The 23890-nt window shown below is 68.1% G+C and carries 26 protein-coding genes; 16 read left to right on the top strand and 10 right to left on the bottom strand.

Features of this window, described 5'->3' with window-relative positions; all coding sequences use genetic code 11:
* The first annotated feature begins 110 nt into the window (after positions 1-110).
* Entirely contained in the window at positions 111-893 is a 783-nt protein-coding gene (locus ACWV14_RS20735) for a Crp/Fnr family transcriptional regulator (RefSeq protein WP_454903445.1), read from the top strand.
* Positions 894-926: 33 nt separating this feature from the next.
* On the opposite strand, the gene ACWV14_RS20730 is transcribed toward ACWV14_RS20735, so the two are convergent.
* Positions 927-1271 carry a hypothetical protein gene (locus ACWV14_RS20730; RefSeq protein ID WP_454903444.1) on the bottom strand — a complete coding sequence of 115 codons (345 nt, stop codon included), beginning with the start codon at positions 1269-1271 and terminating at the stop codon, positions 927-929.
* Between the two features lie 425 nt (positions 1272-1696).
* Here ACWV14_RS20730 and ACWV14_RS20725 point away from each other — a divergent pair, with 425 nt between their 5' ends.
* From ACWV14_RS20725 to ACWV14_RS20685, 9 genes are all read left to right on the top strand, one after another.
* Positions 1697-3343 (top strand): ShlB/FhaC/HecB family hemolysin secretion/activation protein, encoded by a 1647-nt coding sequence (locus ACWV14_RS20725; RefSeq protein WP_454903443.1) that lies wholly within the window; start codon positions 1697-1699, stop codon positions 3341-3343.
* A 64-nt stretch (positions 3344-3407) separates the two neighbouring features.
* Positions 3408-5213 carry a DUF2341 domain-containing protein gene (locus ACWV14_RS20720; protein WP_454903442.1) on the top strand — a complete coding sequence of 602 codons (1806 nt, stop codon included), beginning with the start codon at positions 3408-3410 and terminating at the stop codon, positions 5211-5213.
* A gap of 11 nt (positions 5214-5224) precedes the next feature.
* Positions 5225-5638: an ExbD/TolR family protein gene (locus tag ACWV14_RS20715; protein WP_258352369.1), complete on the top strand. Its 414-nt coding sequence runs from the start codon at positions 5225-5227 to the stop codon at positions 5636-5638.
* 10 nt (positions 5639-5648) lie between these two features.
* Positions 5649-6389 (top strand): energy transducer TonB family protein, encoded by a 741-nt coding sequence (locus ACWV14_RS20710; RefSeq protein WP_454903441.1) that lies wholly within the window; start codon positions 5649-5651, stop codon positions 6387-6389.
* A complete protein-coding gene (locus ACWV14_RS20705) occupies positions 6386-8248 on the top strand; it encodes a putative porin (protein ID WP_454903439.1) in 1863 nt (620 codons plus the stop codon). Before ACWV14_RS20710 ends, ACWV14_RS20705 begins: the two co-directional genes overlap by 4 nt.
* Positions 8249-8258: 10 nt before the next feature.
* Positions 8259-8996, top strand: a complete 738-nt coding sequence (locus ACWV14_RS20700; RefSeq protein ID WP_454903437.1) for a hypothetical protein — start codon at positions 8259-8261, stop codon at positions 8994-8996.
* Entirely contained in the window at positions 8993-9907 is a 915-nt protein-coding gene (locus tag ACWV14_RS20695; RefSeq protein WP_454903435.1) for a peptidylprolyl isomerase, read from the top strand. The genes ACWV14_RS20700 and ACWV14_RS20695 overlap by 4 nt, the downstream gene beginning before the upstream one ends.
* 27 nt (positions 9908-9934) lie before the next feature.
* Complete coding sequence (locus tag ACWV14_RS20690; protein ID WP_454903433.1) at positions 9935-10495, top strand: YbjN domain-containing protein; 561 nt, start codon at positions 9935-9937, stop codon at positions 10493-10495.
* 8 nt (positions 10496-10503) lie between these two features.
* Positions 10504-10758 (top strand): hypothetical protein, encoded by a 255-nt coding sequence (locus tag ACWV14_RS20685; RefSeq protein ID WP_454903431.1) that lies wholly within the window; start codon positions 10504-10506, stop codon positions 10756-10758.
* A gap of 81 nt (positions 10759-10839) precedes the next feature.
* On the opposite strand, the gene ACWV14_RS20680 is transcribed toward ACWV14_RS20685, so the two are convergent.
* A complete protein-coding gene (locus ACWV14_RS20680; RefSeq protein WP_454903430.1) occupies positions 10840-11142 on the bottom strand; it encodes a hypothetical protein in 303 nt (100 codons plus the stop codon).
* A gap of 123 nt (positions 11143-11265) precedes the next feature.
* Here ACWV14_RS20680 and ACWV14_RS20675 point away from each other — a divergent pair, with 123 nt between their 5' ends.
* The 6 genes from ACWV14_RS20675 (at position 11266) to ACWV14_RS20650 (ending at position 16521) form a co-directional block, all read left to right on the top strand.
* The gene (locus tag ACWV14_RS20675; RefSeq protein ID WP_454903428.1) at positions 11266-12150 is read left to right on the top strand and encodes a LysR family transcriptional regulator; all 885 of its coding nucleotides are present in this window, start codon (positions 11266-11268) and stop codon (positions 12148-12150) included.
* A gap of 92 nt (positions 12151-12242) precedes the next feature.
* Complete coding sequence (locus ACWV14_RS20670) at positions 12243-12881, top strand: DUF1345 domain-containing protein (protein ID WP_454912785.1); 639 nt, start codon at positions 12243-12245, stop codon at positions 12879-12881.
* A 43-nt stretch (positions 12882-12924) separates the two neighbouring features.
* On the top strand, positions 12925-13779 hold the full coding sequence (locus ACWV14_RS20665; protein WP_454903426.1) for a hypothetical protein: 855 nt from the start codon (positions 12925-12927) through the stop codon (positions 13777-13779).
* Between the two features lie 132 nt (positions 13780-13911).
* Entirely contained in the window at positions 13912-14904 is a 993-nt protein-coding gene (locus ACWV14_RS20660; protein ID WP_454903424.1) for a Bug family tripartite tricarboxylate transporter substrate binding protein, read from the top strand.
* 62 nt (positions 14905-14966) lie between these two features.
* The gene (locus ACWV14_RS20655; protein ID WP_454903422.1) at positions 14967-15935 is read left to right on the top strand and encodes a Bug family tripartite tricarboxylate transporter substrate binding protein; all 969 of its coding nucleotides are present in this window, start codon (positions 14967-14969) and stop codon (positions 15933-15935) included.
* Between the two features lie 232 nt (positions 15936-16167).
* Positions 16168-16521, top strand: a complete 354-nt coding sequence (locus tag ACWV14_RS20650; protein ID WP_081266769.1) for an alpha/beta hydrolase — start codon at positions 16168-16170, stop codon at positions 16519-16521.
* A 77-nt stretch (positions 16522-16598) separates the two neighbouring features.
* Here the strand turns inward: ACWV14_RS20650 and ACWV14_RS20645 are convergent, their stop codons facing one another.
* The 8 genes from ACWV14_RS20645 to ACWV14_RS20610 form a co-directional block, all read right to left on the bottom strand.
* Positions 16599-17183, bottom strand: coding sequence for a DNA-3-methyladenine glycosylase I (locus tag ACWV14_RS20645; protein WP_454903420.1), 585 nt, complete (start codon positions 17181-17183; stop codon positions 16599-16601).
* Positions 17184-17243: 60 nt separating this feature from the next.
* Positions 17244-17561 (bottom strand): chaperone modulator CbpM, encoded by a 318-nt coding sequence (locus ACWV14_RS20640; protein WP_454903418.1) that lies wholly within the window; start codon positions 17559-17561, stop codon positions 17244-17246.
* Between the two features lie 2 nt (positions 17562-17563).
* Complete coding sequence (locus ACWV14_RS20635) at positions 17564-18526, bottom strand: DnaJ C-terminal domain-containing protein (protein ID WP_454903416.1); 963 nt, start codon at positions 18524-18526, stop codon at positions 17564-17566.
* 60 nt (positions 18527-18586) lie between these two features.
* The gene (locus ACWV14_RS20630) at positions 18587-19237 is read right to left on the bottom strand and encodes a histidine phosphatase family protein (RefSeq protein ID WP_454903415.1); all 651 of its coding nucleotides are present in this window, start codon (positions 19235-19237) and stop codon (positions 18587-18589) included.
* A 13-nt stretch (positions 19238-19250) separates the two neighbouring features.
* Complete coding sequence (locus ACWV14_RS20625; protein ID WP_454903413.1) at positions 19251-21653, bottom strand: penicillin acylase family protein; 2403 nt, start codon at positions 21651-21653, stop codon at positions 19251-19253.
* Between the two features lie 94 nt (positions 21654-21747).
* Positions 21748-22329 (bottom strand): glutathione S-transferase family protein, encoded by a 582-nt coding sequence (locus ACWV14_RS20620; protein WP_454903411.1) that lies wholly within the window; start codon positions 22327-22329, stop codon positions 21748-21750.
* Between the two features lie 27 nt (positions 22330-22356).
* Positions 22357-22995: a CDP-alcohol phosphatidyltransferase family protein gene (locus ACWV14_RS20615; RefSeq protein WP_422087237.1), complete on the bottom strand. Its 639-nt coding sequence runs from the start codon at positions 22993-22995 to the stop codon at positions 22357-22359.
* 112 nt (positions 22996-23107) lie between these two features.
* Positions 23108-23848, bottom strand: a complete 741-nt coding sequence (locus ACWV14_RS20610) for a glutamine amidotransferase (RefSeq protein WP_454903409.1) — start codon at positions 23846-23848, stop codon at positions 23108-23110.
* Between the last annotated feature and the right edge of the window lie 42 nt (positions 23849-23890).

Below are 23890 nucleotides of genomic sequence, written 5' to 3'. Positions count from 1 at the left end.
TCGCAGGCCCCAAGGGCGGGGCCATGCCGGGTTGGGCAATGCCGCACGCCGGTTCCGGATCGATCCGCATCGTTTCCGGCTAGCCCTCTCGCCAGGAAAAACCTTCAGCCATGTATCTGCATCCCCTCATAGCCAATGTGCCGCCCGCCGAGCGCGCGGCCCTGGTCCAGTGCAGCGAGTTGCGCTCGTACCGGCGCAACGACGTCGTGCTCACCGCCGACGAATGGACGGACCGCATCTACTGTGTGGCGGGCGGCCTCTTGCGCGTGGTCGCGCACGGCCGCGAAGACGGCGGCGACGTCACCACCGACTTCATCCGCCAGGACGATTTCTTTCTCAGCCCCTCATTCACCGAAGACCGCTACCAGGCCATGCAGACGCTCGTCGCGGCCTTGCCGTCTTCGGTCTATCTCGTGCCCGTCGCGGCCGTGCGCAAGCTGTGCAGCCAGTACCCGGAAGTGGCCATCGGCCTGCTGGGGCTCGCCATGAAGCGCATGTCGGTCATTCGCGGGCAGCTGCGCCGCATTTCCGCGCTGTCGTCCGAAGACCTGGTCAGCCGCGTGCTGCACCAGCTGACCCAACTGGCCCCGGCCGTCACCGGCGGCTACGACAAGCGCATCACCCAGTCGGTGATCGCCTCTTACTCCGGCCTGTCGCGCGAGGTGGTCAACAAGACCATACGCGACCTGGAGAGCCGCGGCCTCGTGCGCCGCGACGAGCACGGCGTGCACGTGGACGCCGATTTCGCGGCCACCGACTTCGGCGGCCTGTTGCCGGTGGAGGAAAACCTCTCGCACATCGAGCCGCACCAAGGCAATCCGATGTTCGCGCCGGACATGCTCGAAGTGTCGCGCGGGTCGTCCGGCCGCGCAGGCAAATCCGGGCTGCCCTGAGCCGCCCGGCGAGCGGACCGTTCTTCTTCAGGGTCAGGGACGCGGAATCAGCGGCGAAGAAGGCACCACCGGCGGCGGACGCTGCGGATAGACCGAGGTGCCGAAGGTGTTGCCCATGCGATTGCTGGTGGCCGCCTGGTTGAACAGGCCGAGCTGGTTGGACGGCCTTTGCGTGATGGCCTCGGAGGCAAGGCCCGGCTGGGCGCCGTCGGGGCCGCGTGGTGCCGCCGCGGGCTGCAGCTTCTGCGTCAGGCAGGCATAGGAGGGGGTGCGTTCGCCGTTGACCACCACCTCAACGCAACTGTCGGCGCCTGCCGCCGCCGCGCCGAAGCCGAATGCCGCCAGGGCGGCGACGCCATACAACAAGAACCCGCGCATCCTCGCACCTCCGTATTCGTTCTGGTCGCCTGCCGCAGCGGCGGCGAACCGGCCACTCTAGGCAGAGCACAAGTCATCGGAAAGACGCTGGCCGGTCCGGGTTGCGAGGGCCTGCGCGTGCACAAGCCACCGGGTGCTCCGCTCCGCGAATGTTCCCGTCGGCGTGATTGCATCCTTCACGGCTGCATGCGCTCTGATTTTCATTGCCGTGTCACAAAGAAAGGGCCTCCCATGTGGAGGCCCTTCTTCTTATGCGCAAGAAAACCCGCCAAGCGGACTTGATGTCTTTTTCTTGATGAAGTTTTTGTGACAAATGGCAGTCGCTGTTAACGCCGTGCGTCTAGATAAGCGTACGCAGCAGCGACATGGCGTCTCTCCGACATGCCTGCTGCCAAGCGAGCTTCATCTTTGAGAACGAGCTGTAAATGCATGACATGAAGAAGAACGGCCCACCGATGTGTTGGAGAGCGGTGTGGCTGGCAGTGGTGGCGATGGGCGCCCAGGGCGCGGTGTTCGCCCAGGCCCCCGCGCCATCCGCATCCACACCCGCGGCGCCGGCCGCGGCAGCACCCGAGCCGGCCCGCAAGGTCGACATTGCCGAATACATCGTGCGCGGCAACACCGTGCTCGATGCCCGCACCATCGAGAAGGCGGTCACGCCGTTTCTCGGCCCCGAGCGCACGCTGAAAGACGTGGAGGGCGCGCGCGACGCGCTGCTCGCGGCCTACCAGTCGGCCGGCTACCAGTCGGTGTACGTCGACCTGCCCGAACAGCAGGTGACGCAGGGCATCGTGTTCCTGCAGGTCAACGAGACCCGCGTGGGCCGCGTGCGCGTGGTGGGTGCCGAGTACAACTCGCCGCTCGACGTGCGCGACCAGGTGCCCGCGCTGAAGGAGGGCGGCGTGCCCAACTTCAACACCGCGCAGGCCGAGCTCACCGCGCTCAACCGCAGCCCCAAGCGGCAGGTGATGCCGCTGGTGCGCCAGGGCAGCATGCCGGGCACGATGGACGTCGACCTGAAGGTGGACGACAGCAACCCCTGGCGCGCCAGCGTCGGCCTGAACAACGACTACAGCGCCGACACGCGCAAGCTGCGCGCCACCGCATCGCTGGGCCACGACAACCTCTGGCAGATGGGCCACAGCGCATCGATCAGCTTCTTCGGCGCGCCGCAGGACCTGAGCCAGACCAAGGTCATCTCCGCAAGCTACAACGCGCCGCTGGCCGGCACCAACTGGAGCCTGGAAGGAAACGCCTATGTGTCCGACAGCGACGTGGCCACCACCGGCGGCACCAACGTGCTGGGCAAGGGCCATTCGTTCGGGCTGAAGGCGACCTACACCGTGCCCAACACCGGCAACTGGTGGCATGCCTTCAGCGTGGGCGTCGACTTCAAGAACAACGAGGAAGCACTGCGCCTGAAGGGCAGCGGCGACACCGTGCCGCTGAAGTACGCACCCATCACGCTGTCTTACTCGGGATTCCGCCAGAGCGACAGGAGCCAGTACGGCGTGGGCGTGTCGCTGGTGGTGGGCACGAGCAGCTCGTTCGGCTACACCAGCGACTGGGCCGCCTTCGACTACAAGCGCTACAAGGCCTCGCCCAGCTTCATGGTGCTGAAGACCGACCTCAACGGCACCTACACCTTCGACGGCGGACAGCAGCTGGCGGCACGTTTCAACGCGCAGATGACCGACTCGCCGCTGGTGTCCAGCGAGCAGATCGCCGGCGGCGGCATGAACTCGGTGCGCGGCTACCTGTCGGCCGAAGTCACCGGCGACTACGGCGTGGTCGGCTCGCTCGAGCTGCGCAGCCAGCCCATCACCCTGCTGGGCCCGCTGGTGGAGAACTGGCGCGTGTATGCCTTCGCCGATGCGGCGCGCCTGCGCCTGAAGAGCCCGCTGCCCGAGCAGAACGACAAGTTCCAGCTGGCTTCCGTGGGCCTGGGCACGACCTTCAAGGTGGGGCAGTACTTCTCGGGCCGCGTCGATTTCGGCTATCCGCTGAAGGACGGCCCCCGCACCAAGCGCCACGACCCGCGCGTGAATTTCAGCCTGACCGCGAACTACTGACGACGCGGCTTCCAGTTTCCTTCTTTCAATTTTTCTCTCTACGAGCTTTTCGGAGACCCCTGTCATGCGACGCATACTTTTCATCGTGCTCACGCTGCTGAGCACGCTCTTGCCGGGCCTGGCCCACGCCTGGTGGCAAGCCGAGTGGTCCTACCGCAAACCCGTCACCATCGACGGCGGCCCGCAGGCCGGCGCCATCGGCAGCGATGCCGGGCGCGTGCCCGTGCTGGTGCGCCTGCACACCGGCAACTTCAAGTTCGAAGGCGTGAGCGAGACCGGCGCCGACCTGCGCTTCGTCGCGGCCGACGACAAGACCGTGCTGAACCACCAGATCGAGCAGTTCGATCCGCTGCTGGGCATGGCGCTGATCTGGGTGGACGTGCCCAACGTCTCGGCCGGCACGCCGCAGAAGCTGTGGATGTACTACGGCAACCCCAAGGCCCCGGCCTCCGGCAACGGCCAGCGCACCTTCGACCCCGACTACACGCTGGTCTACCACTTCGCCGAAGGCGCCGTGCCCCCGCGCGACACCACCGCCTATGCCAACAACGGCCAGACCGCCGTCGTGCCGGTCGAAGGCACCGTCATCGGCAAGGGCGCGCAGCTGGGCAACGGCGCGCTGATGTTGCCGGCCACGCCGTCGCTCGCCGTGCAGGCCGGCGGCGCGCTCACCTTCTCCGCATGGGTCAAGCCCGACCAGCTCGGCGCGCGCCAGGCCGTCTATGCCCGCCGCGACGGCGCCGGTGAACTGGTGATCGGCATCGACCAGGGCGTGCCCTTCGTGCAGGTCAACGGCCAGCGCAGCACGCCGGGCCAGCCGATCCAGGCCGGCCAGTGGTCGCACATTGCAGTGAAGGCCGAAGGCGAGAGCGTGGCGCTCTACGTCGGCGGCCGCCCCACCGTGTCGCTGGCCGCCAAGCTGCCCGCGCTGAACAGCGCCGCCGCGCTCGGTGCCGACGTGGCGCCCACCGCGCCCGCCGCCGCCAATGCACAGGCTGCCGCCGCCTTCGCCCCGTTCACCGGCGCGATCGACGAAGTGCGCGTGTCCAAGGTCGCCCGCGCCGACGCACTGCTTCTGGCTGACGCCGTCTCGCAAGGCGCCGAGTCGCGCCTGACCGTGTTCGGTGCCGACGAGCAGCAGGCCGGCAAGAGCCACTTCGGCTTCATCCTGGCCGCGATGCCGCTGGACGCATGGGTCGTGGTGGGCCTGCTGGGCCTGATGATGGCGCTGTCGTGGGCCATCATGATCGGCAAGGGCCGCAGCTATGGCGCCACCTCGCGCGCCAACGCCGCCTTCATCGAGCACTTCCGCGAAGCCGCCGGCGCGCCGCTGGACCGCCTGGCCATCAACAACACCGTGCCGCAGGAGGTGCGTGCCGATTCGTCGCTGTGGCGCCTGTACGAAGTGGCCATCGACGAGATGCGCCGCCGCCACGACCGCGGCTACGACCTGAACTCCGTGTCCACCGCCACCATCGGCGCCATTCGCGCGGCCATGGACGGCGTGATGGTTCGCGAGACCGAGCGCATGTCCAAGCGCATGAACTGGCTCTCGACCACCATCGAAGGCGCGCCCTACGTCGGCCTGTTCGGCACCGTGATCGGGATCATGCTGGTGTTCGTCGTGGCGGCCATGGCCGGCGCGGTGGACATCAACTCGGTGGCACCCGGCATGGCGGCCGCGCTGCTGTGTACCGCTGCCGGCCTGGGCGTCGCGATTCCCGCGCTGTTCGGCTACAACTGGCTGGCCTCGCGCTCGGACGCCATCGGCGCCGACATGGCGGTGTTCGTCGACGAGTTCGTCACGCGCCTGGCGGAAGAGCAGGGCGAAGGCCGCTCGGTGCCGCAGGCCGTCGCACGTCGCGCCTGAGGACGGGCACCATGGCAAACACCGCAGCCAAGTTCGGCACCCGCAAGCGCGCGGGCGGCATCAACATCACGCCCTTCGTCGACGTGCTGCTGGTGGTGCTGGTGATCTTCATCCTCACCAGCAACGCCAGCATCCCGGGCATCAAGGTCGACCTGCCGAAGGCCAGCGCCTCGGTGGCGCTCGAGAAGCCCAAGACCAAGGCCATCACCATCGACAACGCGGGCAACGTGTTCCTCGACGCCTACCCGGTCACGCTGCCGGAGCTCGAGGAGCGCCTGCGCACCGAGAAGGCCCTGTCGCCCGACTTCCCCGTGATCGTGCGCGGCGATGCCAGCGTGCAGTACGCGAAGGTCGTGGACGTGCTGGACCTGCTGCGCCGCATCGAGCTGAACCAGATCGGCCTCGTGACCGGCAAGCAGAAGTGAGGAACGGAGAGTGAAACCTCGCGACCCGAGTTCTCCTGCTTGCGCGCATGGCGCGGGCGTCAAGGCGGGTGGTGCAGGGCTTTGGCGCCGCTGGGGCGGGGTGGCCATCGGCCTGGCGATCGTCGCCGCGCTGGTGGCCCTGGTATGGCACCTGCTGTCGGACACCGCGAGCACCAAGCGCGTGGTGGCCGACGCGCCGATGCTGATGCTGCCACCCCCGCCGCCGCCGCCACCCGAGCCCGAGAAGCTGCCCGAGCCCGAGCCGGAAAAGATCAAGCCCGAAGTGGTCGAGAAAGAGCCCAAGCCGGTCGAGCCGCTGGAGCCGCCCAAGGACGACGCGCCGCCCAGCCCGTCGAAAGACCTCGGCGACCCCGTGACCATGGACAGCGCCGGACAGGCCGGCAACGACGCATTCGGCATCCAGGCCGGCAGCGGCGGCGGCATGAGCGGCACCGGTGCCGGCGGCGGCCTGGGCAGCGGCTCTTATGCGCGCTATGTGTCGAGCGTGCTGCAGCAGGCGCTGTCGCGCGATCCGCGCACGCGGCAGCTGGTGTTCGACGACATCCAGGTCGACATCTGGCTCGGCGCCGACGGCAAGACCACGCGCGTGCAACTGGTGCGCAGCACCGGCACGCCCGACAGCGACGAAGCGGTGCTGGCCATGTTGCGCGGCCTTGATCGCATCGACGAGAAGCCGCCGGCCTCGCTGCGCTTTCCGATGCGCGTTTCCATGAAGGGGCGCCGGCCATGAACCAGCACCGCCACCACGCCGCCGCCGCCCCGCAAGCCATGCCTGATCCATTCAATCCTGTGAACGAAGCGATGAACCATCTCAAGAACATTTCGAGCCGGGGCGCCATGCCGACCCTGCGCAAATGCGCGCTCGCGGCGGCCGTGGCCTCCGCGTTCGTCTTCGCGGCCGGCAATGCCTCCGCACAAACCGCCGCGGCACCCGGCGAGTCGGCCATGGTCAAGCTGATCCGCGGCCTGATCCAGAGCGGCACGCTCGCCAAGGACGTGGGCGAGGCCCTGCTGGCCCAGGCGCAGACCGAGGCGCTGGCCGCGCAGCAGGCGCAGCGCATGTCGGCCGCCACCACCGCCGCGTCGGCCAGCAACGCCGGCGGCGTGCGGCTGGAGCCCGGCGACGTGCGCGTGCCCTACATCTCGCAGACCGTGCGCGACCAGATCCGCGACGAGGTCAAGGCGCAGGTCATGGCGCAGGCCAAGGACGAAGGCTGGGCCGCACCCAACGAAACGCCCGAGTGGAGCAAGCGCATCCGCGTGGAAGGCGACGTGCGCGTGCGCAACGAGTCGCGCGGCTACGCGGGCAACAACAGCAACATCGAGATCAACTGGGCCGAGCTCAACAAGGGCACGGGCTACGACGTCAACCCCAACACCAACCTGGCGCTGCCGTCGATCCTGAACACCCGGCAAGACCGCCGCAACCTGTTCCGCGCGCGTGCCCGCCTGGGCGTGTACGCCGACCTCAGCGAGAACACCAAGGCCGGCGTGCGCCTGGCCTCGGGCAGCGACGAGAGCCCGGTCTCGACCACCCAGACGCTGGGCGGCGGCCTGAGCAAGAAGAGCGTGTGGCTCGACCAGATGTGGATCTCGCACAAGCCGGTCGACTGGCTCACCGTGACGGCGGGCCGCTTCGGCAACCCGTTCATGTCGACCGACCTGCTGTATTCCAGCGACCTGAACTTCGACGGCATTGCCGCCCAGTTCGAGAAGAAGCTCGCGGCCAACCGCGACCTCACGCTGTTCGGCACGCTGGGGCTGATTCCGCTGGAGTACTCGTCGGACAACTCACCGAGCCGCAGCCAGACCAAGATGAAGAGCGAGAACAAGTGGCTCTTCGGCGCGCAGGCCGGTGCCGAGTGGAAGCTCGACGAAGAAAACCGCGTGCGCGGCGCGCTGGCGTACTACAACTTCCGCAACATCAGCGGCCAGGTCTCGCAGCCTTGCGCGCTGTATGCCGGCGCCGACGGCTGCAGCACCGACTGGTCGCGCCCGGCCTTCATGCAGAAGGGCAACACGCTCATGCTGCTGCGCGACATCTCGCTCGACCCGCTCAACCCGGCCGGCACGCCGCAGCCGCAGTACGTGGGCCTGGCATCGAAGTTCCGCCTTATCGACCTGAACCTGCGCTGGGACACCGCGGTGGCGGGCAACAACCTGCGCCTGGACGCCAACTTCGTGAAGAACACGGCCTACGACGCGCGCGACATCTGGAACCGCGCGGGCATTCGCGGCGCCATCGTCAACAACTTCGGCGCCACCGGCGGCACCACGCAGGCCGACTTCAAGAGCGGCGGCAATGCCTACATGCTGCAGGCCACCTACGGCAAGCCGGCACCGACCGCGCGCGGCGACTGGAACGTGCTGGCGGGCTACAAGCGCATCGAGCCCGATGCGATGCCCGACGGCTACAACGACTCGACCTTCCACGGCGGCGGCACCAATGCGCGCGGCTACTTCCTGGGCGGCTCTTACGCGATCGACAAGAACATGTGGTTCACCGGCCGCTGGATCTCGACCAAGGAAGTCTATGGACCGCCGCAGTCGATCGACACCCTGCAGCTCGAATTCAATGCGCGTTTCTAAGGAGCCATCCGTGTCCAGAAAAATCTTCCCGGCGCTGCTGCTGGCGACCCTGGCCGCCACGGCCGGCGTGACCCACGCACAGCAGGCCCCGGGCGGCCAGAGCATGGAAGAGCGGCTGCGCGCGCAACTGCGCGCCACCACCACCCAGCTGCAGCAGGCGCAGAACGAACTGGCCGCGCTGAAGGCGGGGCAGCCCGCGGCGGCGCCGGCCAGGCCGGGTGGCGCGGCGGCGGGTTCTTCCGAAGTCGAAGCGCTCAAGAAAGAACTGGCGCAGAGCCAGTCGCAACTGGCGGCGGAGCGCCGCGCGCGCGAGCAGGCCGGCGCCGGCAGCCAGCAACTGCGCCAGCAGGCGCAGGCCACGAGCGAGAAGGCCACCGCGCAGATCGCGCAGTACCGCGGCGCCTACGACGACCTGCTGAAAATGGCGCGCGCCTCCGAGGCCGAGCGCCAGCGCCTGGCCACCGAAGCCGCGACGCACCGCACCGCCATCGCGCAGTGCGAGGCCAAGAACGCGCAGCTCTATGCGGTGGGGCAGGAGATCCTGAAGGCCTACGAGACCGTCGACCTGGGCAGCGTGCTGGCTTCGCGCCAGCCCTTTGCCGCGCAGAGCCGCGTCAAGTTCGAGCAGATCGCGCAGCAGTACGGCGACAAGCTGTACGAAGGCAAGTTCGACGTGCGCGCGGTGAATGCACCCGCACCCGCCGCCGCACCTGCTGCCGCCGCACCCGCATCGGGAGACAAGCAATGAGGCGCTTCAAGCCTTCTTCCGCCGCGCTGGTGCTGCTGATGTCGGCCGCCGGCATGGCTGGCGCGCAGGCGCCGGCCGCCGGCAACGCGGTGGTCGCCCGCCTGGGCGAAGCCACGGTGGCGCAGGACGAGATCGAGCGGCTGCTGCAGTCGCTGCCAGAAGCCGAGCGCACCGCCATCAAGGCCGACCGCGCCGTGCTCGACAACTGGCTGCGCCAGCGCCTGCTGAGCGAAGCCGTGCTGCGCGACGCGCGCGCCAAGGGCTGGGCCGAACGTGCCGACGTCAAGGCCAAGGTCGATGCCGCCACGCGCGAAGTCACTTCGCGCATCGTGAGCACCAGCTACCTCGAGTCGGTGAGCCAGGTGCCCGCGGGCTACCCGTCCGACGCCGAGGTGAAGACCGCCTACGAGCAGGGCAAGGCCAACTACAACCTGCCGGCTGCCTACCATGTTGCGCAGATCTACCTGGCAACGCCAGACCGCGACGCGGCCGCCGTGGCCAAGGTGCGCGAAGAGGCCACGAAGCTCGCGCGCCAGGCCCGCACTGGCGACTTCGCGGCCGTGGCCCGCGCCAGTTCGCAGGACAGGCGCAGCGCCGAGCGCGGCGGCGAGGTCGACACGCTGCCGCTCGCGCGCATTCTTCCGGAGCTGCGCGACACCGTCGCCAGGCTCAAGCCGGGGCAGGTCAGCGAGCCCGTGCAGGCCGAAGCCGGCTTCCATGTGGTGAAGCTGCTCGACATCACGCCGGCACGCACCGCCACGCTCGATGAGATGAAGCCGCAGCTGCAGGCCGCGCTGCGCCAGCAGCGGCAGCAGCAGCTGGTGCAGGCCTATCTCGCGCAAGTGGCGCCGGCCACCAACCTGAGCATCGATGCAGCGGCGCTGGACGCCGCGATCAGAAAAACCAACTAACCCATCACCATCATCCACAGGGTCACCATGAACAACACAACCACAAGCAATACCGCTGAAGCCGCTGCAGTTGCAGCCGCTCCCCTCAATGACCTGCTGGACGCCGTCACGCCCGAGCAGGTGTCGGACGCGATCAAGGCCGCCGGCGGCGCCGTGACCACCATCGAACAGGACGGCGTGGTACGCCTGCACAGCGCCAGCCACGGCATCGGCTTCCAGGTGCTGTGGGGCAACCCCGTCACCACCACCCAGTACACCGACTTCACCCTGAGCTGCCCGCTGCATGTGCAGGGCGGCACGCTGCCGGAGGCTGTGCTTGCCTCGTGGCACCGCACCAAGCGCTTCGCGCGCGTGGCGCAGCACGGCGACTTCGTCGTGCTGGAGATGGACGTGGTCGTGGCCGGCGGCGTGAGCCCTGCATACCTCACTTTTGCCGTGCGCCTGTGGATGCAGATGATGGGCGAGTTCTTCCTGCACCTGCGCAACTACGGCCCCGCCGCCGAGACGCGCGGCGACGCGGCGAATGCCGAAGTCGGTGAAGTGGCCGGCGCGGTTGGTGGTGCCCAGGGCGTGTCCGCCGCTGCGTGACCCGCGCGATGCCAGCGAGCGCAGCATCCGGCGGTCCGGCGGCGGACCTTCACGATTCGCCGACCGGCCGCGCCATCCAGGCCGCCGCGCGGCAGGCCCAGCGCGCGCGCCGCGCCGAGACCGTGCGCCTGCGGCAGCGCGCCGCGCTGCTGGAGCTGCTGGTGCAGACCATGGCGGACCTGCACATCTCGATGGCGGAACTCAATACGGCGCGGCGGACGATGGCGTCTTCTTGGAAGACGCCGGACGACGGGGCTTCCTGATTTGACCCGAACGGTCGATCGGTCGACGAAGCGCACTTCGCACTCCTCATGTCGAAGGATGTGCGTCAGTGCGCGGGTGATCTATCCGGCCTCGGCCAAGACCCGATCACAGCCCGCCTTGAGATGAAACAGGGCCGCAGTCAGGTCCATCGACGCATTGCGGGCACGCAGGGCATTCACCGCGCCCAGAACATCGGCTTCGAAGCGTGCGATGAACTCGGGCGCCTCGTTCTCCGGCAGCCCCGCCATATAGGCGCAATGCTCAGGGTCCTTATAGAAGGCCCTCACGGCCGGTGGGTCGGCCTGAACTGAAGCGCCGGGAGCATCCGCGAATGCGGCGAGGGGGAGAAGAGCCGAGGCAGCCATCAGCAGTTTGAACTTCATGTGTCGAGGATTCAGACTTTGGTCAAGGTAAGCCAGCGGTCGCCGGTCTCGCAACGATCCTAGGTTCATGGCACTATTTAGACCATGGCATGAAGCCAATAGTCCAAAGCAGGAATCTAAATAGTGGATCTCAAGTTGCTCAGCGTCTTCGACGAGGTCTACAAGACCCGCAGCGTCTCGCGCGCCGGCGATCACCTCGGCATGCCGCAGTCTTCCGTCAGCATCGCCCTGGCTCGCTTGCGGCGGCATTTCGGCGACCCGCTCTTCGTGCGTACGTCCGAAGGCATGCAGCCGACACCTCATGCCACCGCATTGGTCGCGCCGATCCGGCAAGCGCTGGAGTTGCTGCGCACCGTCACGCGGCAGCAGGCGGTCTTCGAGGCGGCGAAGTCCGAACGCAGCTTTCGCGTGTGCATGACCGGCATCACCCACCTCGTGCTGTTGCCGGACCTCATGAACCGCTTGAGCGAGGTCGCGCCTTCGATTCACGTCGAGGTCACGCACATCTCGGATCAGACGCCGCGGATGCTGGAGTCCGGCGACGCGGACCTGGCCGTGGGCTTCATGCCTGAACTCGAGGCCGGCTTCTATCAGCAGAAGCTGTTCGACCAGCGATTCGCATGCGTCGTGCGAAAGAACCATCCTCGTGTACACGAACGCCTGACGCCGGGCATGTTCAAGCGGGAGAACCATGTGGTGGTGTCCTCGCCCGGCGCGGGGTACGAACTGATCGATCGCGAACTGGACCGTTTGGGCGTTCAGCGCAAGGTCAGCCTGCATCTGCCAAATTTTCTGGGGATCGGTGCGCTGGTGGCGCAGACGGACCTGATGATCACCGTGCCTGCCAGGGTGGCCGAAACCCTGGTGCGAATCTCCGACGTGAAGGTGTTCAACCCGCCCTTCAAGCTGCCGGGCTTTGCCATCAAGCAGCATTGGCATGAGAGATATCAGAACGACCCGGCCAACAAGTGGTTGAGGTCGGTCATTTCCGATCTCTTCCTGGAGTAGGGCGGTTCGCCAGTTCGGCGCGAGCGCCGTATCCTCGACGCCGCCTTGCACAACCACAGATGAAAACTCCAAGACACCCACTTCTTCGCCAATTGGTCGCGCGGCCACGGCTCTTCATTGCCGCGGCCATTGCCATCGCGGTCGGCATCCTGCTGCCCTCGGCCATCGAGGCTCATCTGGTCACGCGCCTGCTCATTGCGTGGAACACCGGCGCATGCCTCTACGTGGCCTTGGCCGCGACGATGATGATCCGGTCATCGCCGCAGCACATGCGCTACCGCGCGCAGCTGCAGGACGAGGGGCAGATCGTCATCCTGGTGCTGGTGGTGGTGTCGGCCATCGCGAGCCTCGCGGCCATCGGCGGCGAGCTGGCTGTGGTGAAGGATATGCACGGCCTCGAGAAGATCGCGCACATCGCGCTGGCCGGGCTCACGGTGATGTCGTCGTGGGCCTTCACGCAGATGATGTTCACGCTGCACTATGCGCACGACTACTACGCGGCAGTCAGCAAGGGGCGCAAGCCGGGGCTGCAGTTTCCCGATGACGAGGCGCCGACCTATGGCGATTTCTTCTACTTCTCGGCGGTGATCGGCACTTCGGGGCAGACGGCGGACGTGTCCTTCGTGTCGAAGCCCTTGCGGCGGATCGGCTCGGTGCATTGCATCCTCGCGTACCTGTTCAACACGACGGTGCTGGCGCTGCTCATCAACATCGGCGCAAGCCTGTTCTGAGCAGGTCAGGGAGGGGAAATGCGGGCGTGCCAATAATGGCGCCATGCTTTCTTCGAACCGCCTTTCCCCCACCCGTTTCCTTCTGTTGCTTGCGTTGCTCCTGGCCCCCTTGATGGGTTGGGCGCAAAGCCGTGCGGAGGCGCTGCTGCAGTTCGAGGGCGTGCAGGCGCGCTACCAGGCTTCGTATGCGCCGGGCGCCGTCGCACGCGGTGCACGCGAACTGCTGGACCCCGACGACCAGGCCATCGCCGACAAGGCACTGAAGGCACTCGACGCCGCCGCCAGCCGCGCATTCAGCGCCAAGGCTTCCCTGGCCGCGATCCAGCAGGAAGTGGCATCGGCCGGCAACGGCGGTGCCGCGCCAGGTCCGCAGGTGCTGGCCGCTGTCGCCCGCTTCGCGAAGCTGCGCGCCGACTACGCCGCGATGAGCGAGGCCGGCAGGGCAGAGTTCTTCAGCCGCGAACGCGCCAAGCCGGCCGACCCGGTGCGCACCGAACTGCTCGAACGCATGGCCGTGGGCGATGTGCGCGAAATCGATTTCTCGAGCCAGCTGCTGATGAGCGCGGTGGTCAAGCAACTGGCGCGCGGCAACGGCGGCCAGCTCAGCGCCTTGCCCGACAGCACGCTCGACATGGCGCTGGACACGCTGTGGTCGCGCGGCGTGACCTCGACGCGCCCGCGCAACCTGATGATCGTGGCGCGCGAGTTCGAGAAGCAGATCACGCAGGCGCTGCTGGCCGCATCGCCCGACGAAGACGTGGCCGCCTTGCTGGCCTGGCGCAACGAGCCGCAGGCGGCAGCCGAGCGCGAGGCGCTGGTGGGCACCTACCGCGCCGAGGTCAAGGGCAGCGGCGGGGTGGCGCTGCGCACGCTGATACGCGGCTGGCCGCGCTCGTGAGCACAGCTTCGCCGCGGGCCATCCCCTGCGGCGGCTAGGACAAATCCCGAGGGCCAAAACCCGTTCCAGGGCGTGCAATGCCCGTTGCCTGCATCGCGCAGCCGCGCCATCAATTTCGGGAACAACGCCAGCATGAACATCGACCGCCGCAGCTTCTCCGCATTGGCCCCCGCGTTGGTGCTCGCCGGCGCCGGCGGGCTGCTTTCCCGCACCGTTCGGGCGCAGGCTGCGGCGTTTCCGTCCAAGCCCATTCGCATCGTCTGTCCGTTCGCACCGGGCGGCGGCTCGGACTTCATCGCGCGGCTGACGGCCGGCAAGCTCGGCGAGCGCATCGGCCAGTCGGTGCTGGTCGACAACAAGCCCGGCGCGGGCGGCGTGCTGGGCACCGAGATCGGCGTGAAGTCGGCGCCCGATGGCTACACGCTGCTGCTGATAGCTGGCAGCTACACGGTGAATCCGGCGCTCTACAAGCTCAACTTCGATCCCGTCGCAGACATCACCCCCGTGGTGCAACTGTCGCGCGGCGCGTACGTGCTGTGCGTGAACGCGCGCGTGCCTGCGCGCAACCTGCAGGAGCTGCTGGCGCTCGCGCGCAAGGATCCGGGCAAGCTCACCTTCGCATCGAGCGGCGCCGGCGGCCACCTGCATGTGGTGACCGAGTACATGTTCGAGATGGCCAAGGCCAAGGCCACGCACGTACCCTACAAGGGCACCGGCCCGGCGGTGAACGACCTGCTGGCCGGCAACGTCGACATGCTCTTCGCGGGCACCGAGGCGCTGATGCAGCACGTGAAGGCGGGCAAGCTGCGCGCGCTGGCGGTGAGCACGGCGAAGCGGCTGCCGGCCTATCCCGACATTCCTTCGGTCGCGGAGAGCGGCTTGCCCGACTACGACGTGGTGGCCTGGCACGGGCTGGTGGCGCCCAAGGGGCTGCCGCCGGCGGTGCTCGCCAAGCTCAGCACCGAACTCAACGCGATGCTGCGCGCCAAGGACGTCGAAGAGCGCCTCGAGCCCACCGGCGTGGGCGCGGCCGGCGGCACGCCCGAGGAGTTTGGCGCGCTCATCCGTGCCGAGCTGGTGCGCTACGGCAAGGTGATCCGCGAAGCGGGCATCAAGGCCGAGTAGCCTGGCGTGCCGGGCTTTTTCTTCTTCTTCATACCTCACAACAACACAGGAGAACCTCACTCATGTTTCCCATCCGCATTGCTTCATTGGCCATCGGGCTTGCCGTATCGGTGATCGCGCAGGGCGCCGCCGCCCAGGCGTGGCCCACCAAGCCGATCCGGCTGGTCGTTCCCTTTTCCGCGGGGGGCGCCAATGACCTGATGGCCCGTGCGGCGGCCGAGGGCGCGTCGAAGCAGCTCGGCCAGCCGGTCATCGTCGACAACAAGCCCGGCGCGGGCGCGATCCTGGGGGCCGACGTGGTCGCCAAGAGTGCGCCCGATGGCTACACCTTCCTGGTGAGCGCGGCCGGCGTGGTGTCGAACAGCATGATCAAGAAGAGCATGCCGTACAAGGACGATGCGCTGGTGCCGGTTGCCATGATCGGGCTTGCGCCCTCGGTCATCGTGGTGCCTGCCAATGCGCCCTACAAGGATTTGAAGGAGTTCGTCGCTGCCTCCAAGAAGTCCGGCGGCGGCTTCCACTGGGCCACCGCGGGCACGGGCAGCACGCCGCATTTCGTCGAGGGAATTCTCGAGACGAAGTACGGCAGCAAGCTCGACGTGGTGCCCTACAAGAGCGGCTCGGAGTCGATCACCGCGGTGCTCGGCAGCCAGGTCGAGGCCACCTCGGAAGCCAGCATCGTGGTGCTGCCCTATGTGAAGAGCGGCAAGCTGAAGGCGCTGGCCGGCACGTGGACGCAGCGCATTTCGGCATATCCCGACCTGCCGACGGCGGCGGAAGAGGGCTTCCCCGAGATCCGCATCGCCCACTGGGCCGGCGTGCACGCGCCGCGCGGCACGCCCGACGCGATCCTGGACAAGATGGCAGCCGCCGTCGACGCCGCGATGAAGGCGCCGGCCACGGTCGAGCGCCTGAAGGGCATGGGTATCGAGCCCATCGGCGGCACGCGGGCGAGCTTCACCAAGTTCGTCGACGAAGAGCGCGCCCGGCTGGGCGGCGTGGTCAAGGCCACGGGCATGAAGGAAGACTAGGAGCTGGCACGCGATGTGCATGCGGATGTGTGCGGCTTGGCAAAGCAGGAAGAAGGTACGCAAAATCGGCTCGTCTTGAGCGAATGAAAGGGCACTTGCGTTAGCGGAGTCAGAAAGTTCCTCGTCATTGTTTCAATTTCATGAACACTGCGATTCGATTGAATAGGGTTTTCCCTAGGAATCGTGGTGCACACTGGAGGCACTCAAAAGCCCAATGAAGAAGGAAATTGAAATGAAGACCTCGAACATCCTCGCCGCCGCCGCTCTGTCCCTGCTCGCCGCCGCTGGCGCCCATGCAGAAACCTACGAAGGCGTGCAGCCCCTGACCTCCGGCTACAGCCGCGCCGACGTGGCGCCCCAAGCCGTGGCAGCCGCCCGTGCCGGCAACGCTTATGGCGACAACGAAGGCGCCGCATCGACCGCAACGCCCGTCCTGGCCGCTTCGGTCGACCGCGCCACCGTCCGCAGCCAGGCTGTTGCCGCTGCACACGCACCGGGCCAGAACCTGCGCCCCGAAACCTTCGCTGGCAGCGTGATCCCCGCTCAAGCGAAGAGCCTGAGCTTCACGCGTCAAGCCGGCCTGTAATTGAATGAAGGCGGCGCAAGCCGCTTCAGTCACAAGCCAAGAAAGAACCGGACCTGCGAAAGCAGCGTCCGGTTTTTTCATTGGGGCCTGGCTTTGTGCCTTGCGCCGTGACGGTGACAGTCCGCCGCGTGGTCGTCGACGATGCCGGTGGCCTGCATCCATGCGTAGACGATCACCGGCCCGACGAACTTGAAGCCGCGCTTTTTCAGTGCGGCGGAGATTTCTTCCGACAGCGGCGTCTTCACAGGCACGCTTCCGGTGCGGTTCACGATGGGTTTGCCGCCCGCCATGCCCCAGATGAATTCAGAGAAGTCTTCGCCGGCCGCCTGCATGGCGAGATAGGCACGCGCATTGCCGATGGTGGCCTCGATCTTCGAGCGCGAGCGCACGATGCCGGCGTCCTGCATCAGCTGCTCGACGTCGGCCTCGGTGAATTTGACGATCTTCTCGGGCACGAAGCCCTTGAAGGCTTTGCGGAAGGCATCGCGTTTGCGCAGGATGGTGAGCCACGACAAGCCGGCCTGGAAGCCGTCGAGCATGAGCTTCTCCCACAGCGCGCGGCTGTCGTGCTCGGGCACGCCCCATTCGGCGTCATGGTAGGCGGCCAGAAGCGGGTCGGTCTGGGCCCAGGCGCATCGGATCTTTGGGGGCTGTTGGCTCATCTCGGGATTCTCGCTCGGCTCGCCTGGCCGGACGAGCCCGGAAACCGAGGAAGGGCCTGCCTAGCCCAGCCTGTGCGCGTGCAGCATCGCCTTCAGCCGCCGCACCTCATGCTGCAGGTCGAGGATCAGCGCGGCCGCGTCGAGTCCCACGCCAAAGTCGCGCTCCAGGCGGCGCGCCTCTAGCGCGTATTGCAGATCGGCGCTCGAGAACTGCCAGCGCTCGGGCTGTGTCTCGGGCGTTTCGATGCGAAGGATGCCGACCTCGACCAGTTGCACCACCCAGGCGGTGTCGGCGCCCACGGCGTGCGCCAGGTCGCTGGCCGCGAGCGGCTGCGAGGCGCTGATGGCGGTGGCGGTCGTGAGTGTGAAATTCACCATGCTCAGACTCCCAGATGCTGGCGTGGGTTGAACGATGCCGTGGCTTGCGCCAGCTGCTCGTAGGCCTTGCGGGCATCGTCGCTGTCGGCGGGCGGCAGCGCGATTTCGATCAGCAGGTACAGGTCGCCGGGCGTCTTGCCCGCGAGGCCCCGGCCCTTGAGCCGCAGTTTCATGCCGCCGCGCGCATTGCGGGGCACGGTCACCTCGACCACGCCGCCGGTCGGCGTCGGCACCTGCACTTGCGCGCCCAGCGCCGCCTCGGCGGGCGTGACGGGCAGGGTCATGTACAGGTCGCGCTCTTCCACGCGATAGAGCTTGTGCGGCGCGATGCGCACTTCGAGATACAGGTCGCCCGGCGGCTCGCCGCCGTGGCCGGGCATGCCTTGGCCCGCGAGGCGGATGAACTGGCCCGGATGCATGCCCGGCGGGATCTTCACGCTGAGCGTGCGGTTCTCCCACTGGGGATGGCCCTGTGCATCGACCGTCTGCGCGCGCAGCGTGATCTCGCGCTCGGCGCCCTTGAGCGCGTCTTCGAGGGCGATCTCGATGGCCGCGTGGTGGTCTTCGCCGCGCGCCTTGTAGTTCTTGCGCGCGGCGCCGCGCCGCTCGGCCTCGCCGAACAGCGACGAGAAGAACTCGCTGAAGTCGGCGTGGTCCGCGGGGCCCTGGTTGGGGCCGCGGTGGAACTCGAAGCCTTCGTCCCAGCCCGGTGGCGGCTGGAAATGGCCGTCGGGGCTGCCGCCGCGCGCGACGCGCTCGGCCAGCGCGTCGTAGGCGGCGCGCTTCTCTTTGTCGCCCAGTACGTCCTTGGCCTCGTTGATGTCGCGCATGCGCTTCTCGGCGTCGGGCTCCTTGCTGACATCGGGGTGGTATTTGCGGGCGAGCTTGCGGTAGGCCTTGCGCACCTCGTCGTCGGACGCGGTGCGGTCGATGCCCAGAGCGCTGTAGTAGTCCTTGAATTCCATGGTGTGTGGCGGTTCGTTGAGTGGACGGCTTGAGCGGGTTCCGGGCGCTTCGCGGGGTGCCTAGGCCAGGGCCGCCTCGCCGTTTGTATCTGCATGCCGCAGCAGCGGCGTCACGGTCCATGTGGGGCCGCTGCGTTCGAAACGCAATGGCTGCGCATTGCCCAGGAGCTTGAAATCGACCGGCACGCCCAGCAGCGCGGCCAGGGCGTATAGCGTGCCGCCGTGCGCCACCACCAGCACCGGGGCGGGCTGGCGCAGGGCCGCGTCGAGCGCGGCGCGCTTGCGCACGACGAACTGCGTGAGCGTCTCGCCGCCCTCGGGCTCGCAAGCCCAGTCGATGTTGGCCGACGAAGTGCCGATCAGCGCGCCGAAATTGCGCTCGCGCAGCGCCTCTTGCGCCGAGGGCGTCAGGCGCAGCGCGGCGGCCACCGTGTTCGCGGTGTCGAAGGCGCGCCGTGCATCGCTGCAGACGATGGTGCGGATCGGCTCGCCCGCCAGCAGCCCGGCGGCCCGTGCCGCCTGCTGCAGGCCAAGCTCGCTCAGCGGCTCGTCGGGCGCCTGGAAGATGCGCTGCGCGTTGCGCCCGGTCTGGCCGTGGCGCAGGAAGTAGAAGTGGTCGCAGGCCGGCGCGAGCGGCTGCGCCGCCGCGATGCGGATCAGCTCGTCGAGCCCGCTCGCGGCGGTGTGGGAAGGGGAAGTCTGTTGCGGCATGAACGAGATGATGTCAGTACGCGAGCTGCAGCGGCGTGCCCTCGCGCTGTGCCCGCACGTCGGCGGGGTGGAACGGCAGCGGGTGCCACTGCTTGGCCGCGAACAGCGGCAGCTGGTCGTAGGCGCGCGGCGAGGCCGGGTCGCTGCTCTGGCCGTAGGTCAGCAGGCCTTGCGCCACAGGGCCGTTGGCGTCGAAGGTCACGACCTGCATGTAGCTGCTGCCGTAGTTGACGTTGTAGCCCTTCGGGTCGATCAGCGACTGGCCCTGCGACTCCAGCTTGTTGAGTACGCCCTCGAATTCGTCGCCGCCGTGCAGCGCGATCTTCTGGCCGCGCACCAGGCGCGATTGCGGCACGCCCAGCGGCACGTCGGCCGCGAAGCCGGCGGTGCGGACCACGCCGACCGCTTCTGCGAGCGCCTTGAACACGGCGTCGCGCGTGGCGGGCGTGGCCATGTCGAGGTCGGCCGGCGTTGCCACGGGTTGCGCGGGGTCGAAGGGCACGCGCCAGACCTTCGGCACGTCCTTGGTCTTGCGCCAGAACTCGCGGAACAGCGCCGCGCCCCTGGAATCGGCATTGCTGGTGCGGTCCCAGGCCGACAGCACGCGGCAGCCCAGGGCCTGGTCGGCATTCAGGGTGCTGGCGCTGGCCTGGCAGGCGGCCTGCAGGTCGTCCATCACGAGCATGCCGGCAAGGTTCTTGTCGCGGAAGATCACGCTGCGCAGTTCGGCCGCGCCCATGCGGTTGCCGGGCAGGCCGTCGTTGCCCGCCAGGCGGCCCCGGATTTCCATGATCGCGCTGCGCGTGCGCAGCCGCTGCGGCACGCCCACGGGGCCGACCAGCGGCGAGACGCCCGCCATCGGCGCGGTCTCGGGGTTGCTGAGCCAGAAGCTGTCGTTGCTGTTCTGAACGTAGTCCGGCGTGATGACCACCGGCATGCGGGCCGGCGCGATGATGCCGGGCGCGGCGGCCGTGCTGTCGCGGTTCCAGGCGCAGGCGCTGCGCGAACCGTCGAGCACTGGCAGCCCGGCCGCATTGAGCAGCGCGGCGGCGGCAGGCGAGGGCGCGCAGGCCTTGAGCATGTCGGCCGACACGTCGGGCACCACGGACAGGTCGGCGTACATGGCGTTGCCGTCGCGGTCGGCCGCGATGGTGTTGATCCACGGCATGCCCTGGTTGCCCATGGCGGCGCGCAGCTCGGCCACGTTGCGGGCCTGGGCCATCTTCATCCAGCTCTCGGCCGAGCGCACGTTGAGCGTGTTGGCGTCGCGGATGGCGTAGGCCTTCTGCGCGGTCCAGCCCAGGCCGGCGCGCGGCAGCGAGATCACCGGGCCCCAGTCGGTCGAGTAGAAGGTGTGCTGCGCCGGCGCGGCACCACCGCCCGTTGCCGCGGCCGGCAGCACCACGGTGCGCGCCACCATCTTTTTCGGCTGGCCGTCGACCAGGTATACGGTCGGGTCGTTGGGGTCGAGCTTCAACTCGTACAGCGTGAAGCGCTTGCCGGTCGACACGGTATGCGTCCAGGCCACATCCTTGTTGAAGCCGATGGCCACCACCGGGCTCAGGCCACCGGTGGCGCCCATCACGTCGACCTTGCCGGGAATGGTGAGGTGCATTTCCCAGAAACGGTTGGTGCCAGTCCACGGGAAGTGCGGGTTGCCCAGCAGCAGGCCGCGGCCATCGGGCGTGGCGTTGCGGCCGAAGGCCCAGCCGTTGGAGCCGAGTTCGCCGCCCTCGGGGTTGGCGTTGAAGCTGTGGCGGCCGATTTCGGCGACGGCTTCCTTCAGTTCGACCGGCGCGGCGCCCGTCTTGGTGCCGGGGCTGGGCGGTACTGCGGCCAGCACTGCGCCGGCCAGCGCGCCCAGGCCGCCCTGGATCATCGACATCTCGGTGGCGCGCGACAGGTCGGTCAGGGTCATCGGCCGCACCCAGGGCTTGCCGCGACAGGGTTCGGGCAGCCCGTTGACGCCGGCGTCCTGCAGGTAGCGGTTGTAGCCGGCCACGTAGCCGCGCAGCGCGGCCTGCACGTCGGGGCTGGTGGTGGCGCCTGCGCGCGCCAGGGCCGCGTCGTCCATGTGATAGCGGATGAACAGGTCGATCTGCGCATTCGGCGCGCGGCCCAGGCCCAGGTCGCCGGTGTTCTGCGCGCCCAGGAACTGCGAGCGCTCGCCGCGCAGCGTGAGCAGGTGCTCGGCGGTCTGGCAGACGTTGTCTTGTGCATGCGCGTAGGCGCTGCCGTACGCCAGTCCTTCGTAGTCCGGCGCCGTGATGTGCGCGATGCCGAAGGTGGTGCGCTCGATGGTCACGCTGCGCCCGCCCGGCGGCGGTGTGCTCGCGCAGGCGGCGAGCAGGGCGGCCAGTCCCACGGAAAGGGCGGTGAGCGCAAAGCGGGAGGGCGTGGCGTTCTTCGATGTCATGCGGGCGTCTCTCTTCTTGGAATGGAACAAGCAAGCCGATTAAAGGACGAGCCTTTGCCGCGCGATGTCACCAGCGCGGCACGCCGCGCCGTGTTCAGCCGAACTTCATGCCCTTGGGACGGGCCTGCAGCCGGTTGATGTAGGCGTCGATCTTCGGGCGGTTCGAGCGGCCACCGAACGCACGGTGCCAGATGAACATGGAGCCGATCATCACGTCGGCCGCCGTGAACTGCGAGCCGAACAGGTAGGGTCCGTCGCCGAGTTCGCGTTCGACCGCGTCCTTGGCGCCTTCGAAATCGGTCCAGCCGCGTGCGCTGTTGTTGCTGCGGATCTTCAGCAGGCTGTCGCCCATCGCGGGCTCGAGCTGGGAGGTCGAATAGACCATCAGCGAGAGGTAGCGTCCGCGATCGGGCGAGCCGACAGCCGGTGCCAGCCGCTTTCCGGGAAACTTCTCGGCCAGGTACATGCAGATGGCCGCGTTCTCGAACACGCGCGTACGGCCGTCCACCAGCGCCGGCAACTTGCCTGCCGGGTTGATCTTCAGGAACTCGGGCGTCTTGTGCGCCTTCTCGCGCAGGAGCGTGGTCACGATCTCATAGGGGGCGCCGGTCTCGTCGAGCATCCATTTGGCAACCTGCGAGCGGCTTTGCGGGTCGAAGTAGAGCTTCATGGTCATCGACGTGTCTCCTGTGTCTGGGGGAACTCAGAACTTCGGAATGCGCAGGGTCTTGCTGATCATCAGCGTGCCCGAGAGCGCGAACATCAGCACCAGCGGATGCAGCTGCCACGGGCCGATGGTCCAGGCGCCGCCCCACACCGATGCACCAATGCTGCCCTGCCACGCGGCATATGCCAGCACGGCCACCAGCACCACGCTGGTCGGGATGGGCGTGCCCTCGAAATACTTCACCTTGTCGGCCCCGGCCGACAGCGCCTCGGCCGTTACGTTGTAGCGCGCGAGCCGGCTCACGCCGCAGCCCACGAAATAGATCAGCAGCACGCAGTCCCAGCCGCCGTTGAGCCCGGCCGCAAAGCCCAGCGCGGCCGGCGCCACGCCGAAGGAAATGATGTCGGCCAGCGAGTCGAGTTCGCGGCCGAGGGCCGATTGCGTCTGCCGCCAGCGCGCGATGCGCCCGTCGAACACGTCGAAGATGAAGGCCGCCGGCGCCAGCGCCGCCGCCCACAGGAACTGCGGGAGCGACTGGCTGGCCATGAAAGCCATTGCCAGGAACACTCCGCCCACCCCGCATGCCGCATTGCCGAGCGTGAAGACGTCGGCCAGGTGGAATTCCCGGATCATCGAAAAATGCTTGCGGGCCGGCACGGGCGAGGGAGTGGTCATGAAAGAAGTGTGGAGCGAAAGGCGGATGGCCCGCACCTTAACCCAAGCGCCGGATGCTTCTTGTAGTCGCGGTCCGACGGCTTGCGGGGGCCGCGATGGGCCTCGATGCAGCTCAGACGCCCTGGCGTGCCTCGGCAATCCGCGCAAAGCGTCCGAGCAGGCTGGCAGCCGCGCCGGTCTCGCTCACGCTGTCGCGCAGTGCTGCGGGGTCGGCGCCCATGGCGGTCAGCTCGCCGCGCAGGTTGTCGATGTAGCCGCGCATCGCCTCGGCGTCGAATTCCGGATGGAACTGCACGCCCCAGGCATGCTTGCCGACGCGAAAGGCATGCACCGGCTCATGGGCGCTGGCGGCCAGCGGCACCGCGCCTTCTGGCAGCCGCAGCGCGCTCTGCCAGTGCACCGCGTTGGCCGGAAACTGCGCGGGCAGGCCGCCCAGCAGCGGGTCGGTGGCGGCGGCCTCGGTGAGCGACACCGTCACGGTGCCGACCTCCGCGCCGCCCGGGTGGTTGCCGGCCTCGCCACCGAGCGTATGCGCCAGCAACTGGTGGCCGTAGCAGATGCCGAGCACCGGCGTGTCGAGCGCCACGGCCTGCGCCAGCCATTCGGCCGTGGTTTCGCTCCACGGTTCGCGGTGCGACACCATCGCATGCGAGCCGGTGACGACCACGCCGGCCACCTGGCCGGGGTCGGGGAGGGTGTCGCCTCGGCGTGGGTCGATCACCAGGATGGGAAGCGTCTGCGTGCCGAGTCCGTCGGCAACCCAGTGTTCGAAATCGCCACGGCGGGCGCGCAGCGCGTCGAAGGTGCCTCCGACCTTGACGATGACGAGGGGGAGCGGGGGGCTGTTGTCCATGACGCGATCATGCCGCAGGTGCGCGGCGGCCCCGCTGCGGCT

The organism is Variovorax durovernensis (assembly GCF_977011995.1).
The sequence above is the reverse complement of the archived record's forward strand: the minus strand, read 5'-3'. Positions and strand labels throughout refer to the sequence as shown.

Excerpts from the sequence above, each read along its gene's own strand:
- ACWV14_RS20735 (WP_454903445.1), top strand. The coding sequence starts at position 111 with ATGTATCTGCATCCCCTCATAGCCAATGTGCCGCCCGCCGAGCGCGCG.
- ACWV14_RS20620 (WP_454903411.1), bottom strand. The coding sequence starts at position 22,329 with ATGACCATGAAGCTCTACTTCGACCCGCAAAGCCGCTCGCAGGTTGCC.
- ACWV14_RS20730 (WP_454903444.1), bottom strand. The coding sequence starts at position 1,271 with ATGCGCGGGTTCTTGTTGTATGGCGTCGCCGCCCTGGCGGCATTCGGC.
- ACWV14_RS20665 (WP_454903426.1), top strand. The coding sequence starts at position 12,925 with ATGCTTTCTTCGAACCGCCTTTCCCCCACCCGTTTCCTTCTGTTGCTT.
- ACWV14_RS20685 (WP_454903431.1), top strand. The coding sequence starts at position 10,504 with ATGCCAGCGAGCGCAGCATCCGGCGGTCCGGCGGCGGACCTTCACGAT.
- ACWV14_RS20695 (WP_454903435.1), top strand. The coding sequence starts at position 8,993 with ATGAGGCGCTTCAAGCCTTCTTCCGCCGCGCTGGTGCTGCTGATGTCG.
- ACWV14_RS20635 (WP_454903416.1), bottom strand. The coding sequence starts at position 18,526 with ATGGAATTCAAGGACTACTACAGCGCTCTGGGCATCGACCGCACCGCG.
- ACWV14_RS20720 (WP_454903442.1), top strand. The coding sequence starts at position 3,408 with ATGCGACGCATACTTTTCATCGTGCTCACGCTGCTGAGCACGCTCTTG.
- ACWV14_RS20640 (WP_454903418.1), bottom strand. The coding sequence starts at position 17,561 with ATGGTGAATTTCACACTCACGACCGCCACCGCCATCAGCGCCTCGCAG.
- ACWV14_RS20645 (WP_454903420.1), bottom strand. The coding sequence starts at position 17,183 with ATGAGCCAACAGCCCCCAAAGATCCGATGCGCCTGGGCCCAGACCGAC.
- ACWV14_RS20625 (WP_454903413.1), bottom strand. The coding sequence starts at position 21,653 with ATGACATCGAAGAACGCCACGCCCTCCCGCTTTGCGCTCACCGCCCTT.
- ACWV14_RS20655 (WP_454903422.1), top strand. The coding sequence starts at position 14,967 with ATGTTTCCCATCCGCATTGCTTCATTGGCCATCGGGCTTGCCGTATCG.
- ACWV14_RS20690 (WP_454903433.1), top strand. The coding sequence starts at position 9,935 with ATGAACAACACAACCACAAGCAATACCGCTGAAGCCGCTGCAGTTGCA.
- ACWV14_RS20725 (WP_454903443.1), top strand. The coding sequence starts at position 1,697 with ATGCATGACATGAAGAAGAACGGCCCACCGATGTGTTGGAGAGCGGTG.
- ACWV14_RS20715 (WP_258352369.1), top strand. The coding sequence starts at position 5,225 with ATGGCAAACACCGCAGCCAAGTTCGGCACCCGCAAGCGCGCGGGCGGC.
- ACWV14_RS20680 (WP_454903430.1), bottom strand. The coding sequence starts at position 11,142 with ATGAAGTTCAAACTGCTGATGGCTGCCTCGGCTCTTCTCCCCCTCGCC.
- ACWV14_RS20660 (WP_454903424.1), top strand. The coding sequence starts at position 13,912 with ATGAACATCGACCGCCGCAGCTTCTCCGCATTGGCCCCCGCGTTGGTG.
- ACWV14_RS20705 (WP_454903439.1), top strand. The coding sequence starts at position 6,386 with ATGAACCAGCACCGCCACCACGCCGCCGCCGCCCCGCAAGCCATGCCT.
- ACWV14_RS20630 (WP_454903415.1), bottom strand. The coding sequence starts at position 19,237 with ATGCCGCAACAGACTTCCCCTTCCCACACCGCCGCGAGCGGGCTCGAC.
- ACWV14_RS20615 (WP_422087237.1), bottom strand. The coding sequence starts at position 22,995 with ATGACCACTCCCTCGCCCGTGCCGGCCCGCAAGCATTTTTCGATGATC.
- ACWV14_RS20610 (WP_454903409.1), bottom strand. The coding sequence starts at position 23,848 with ATGGACAACAGCCCCCCGCTCCCCCTCGTCATCGTCAAGGTCGGAGGC.
- ACWV14_RS20650 (WP_081266769.1), top strand. The coding sequence starts at position 16,168 with ATGAAGACCTCGAACATCCTCGCCGCCGCCGCTCTGTCCCTGCTCGCC.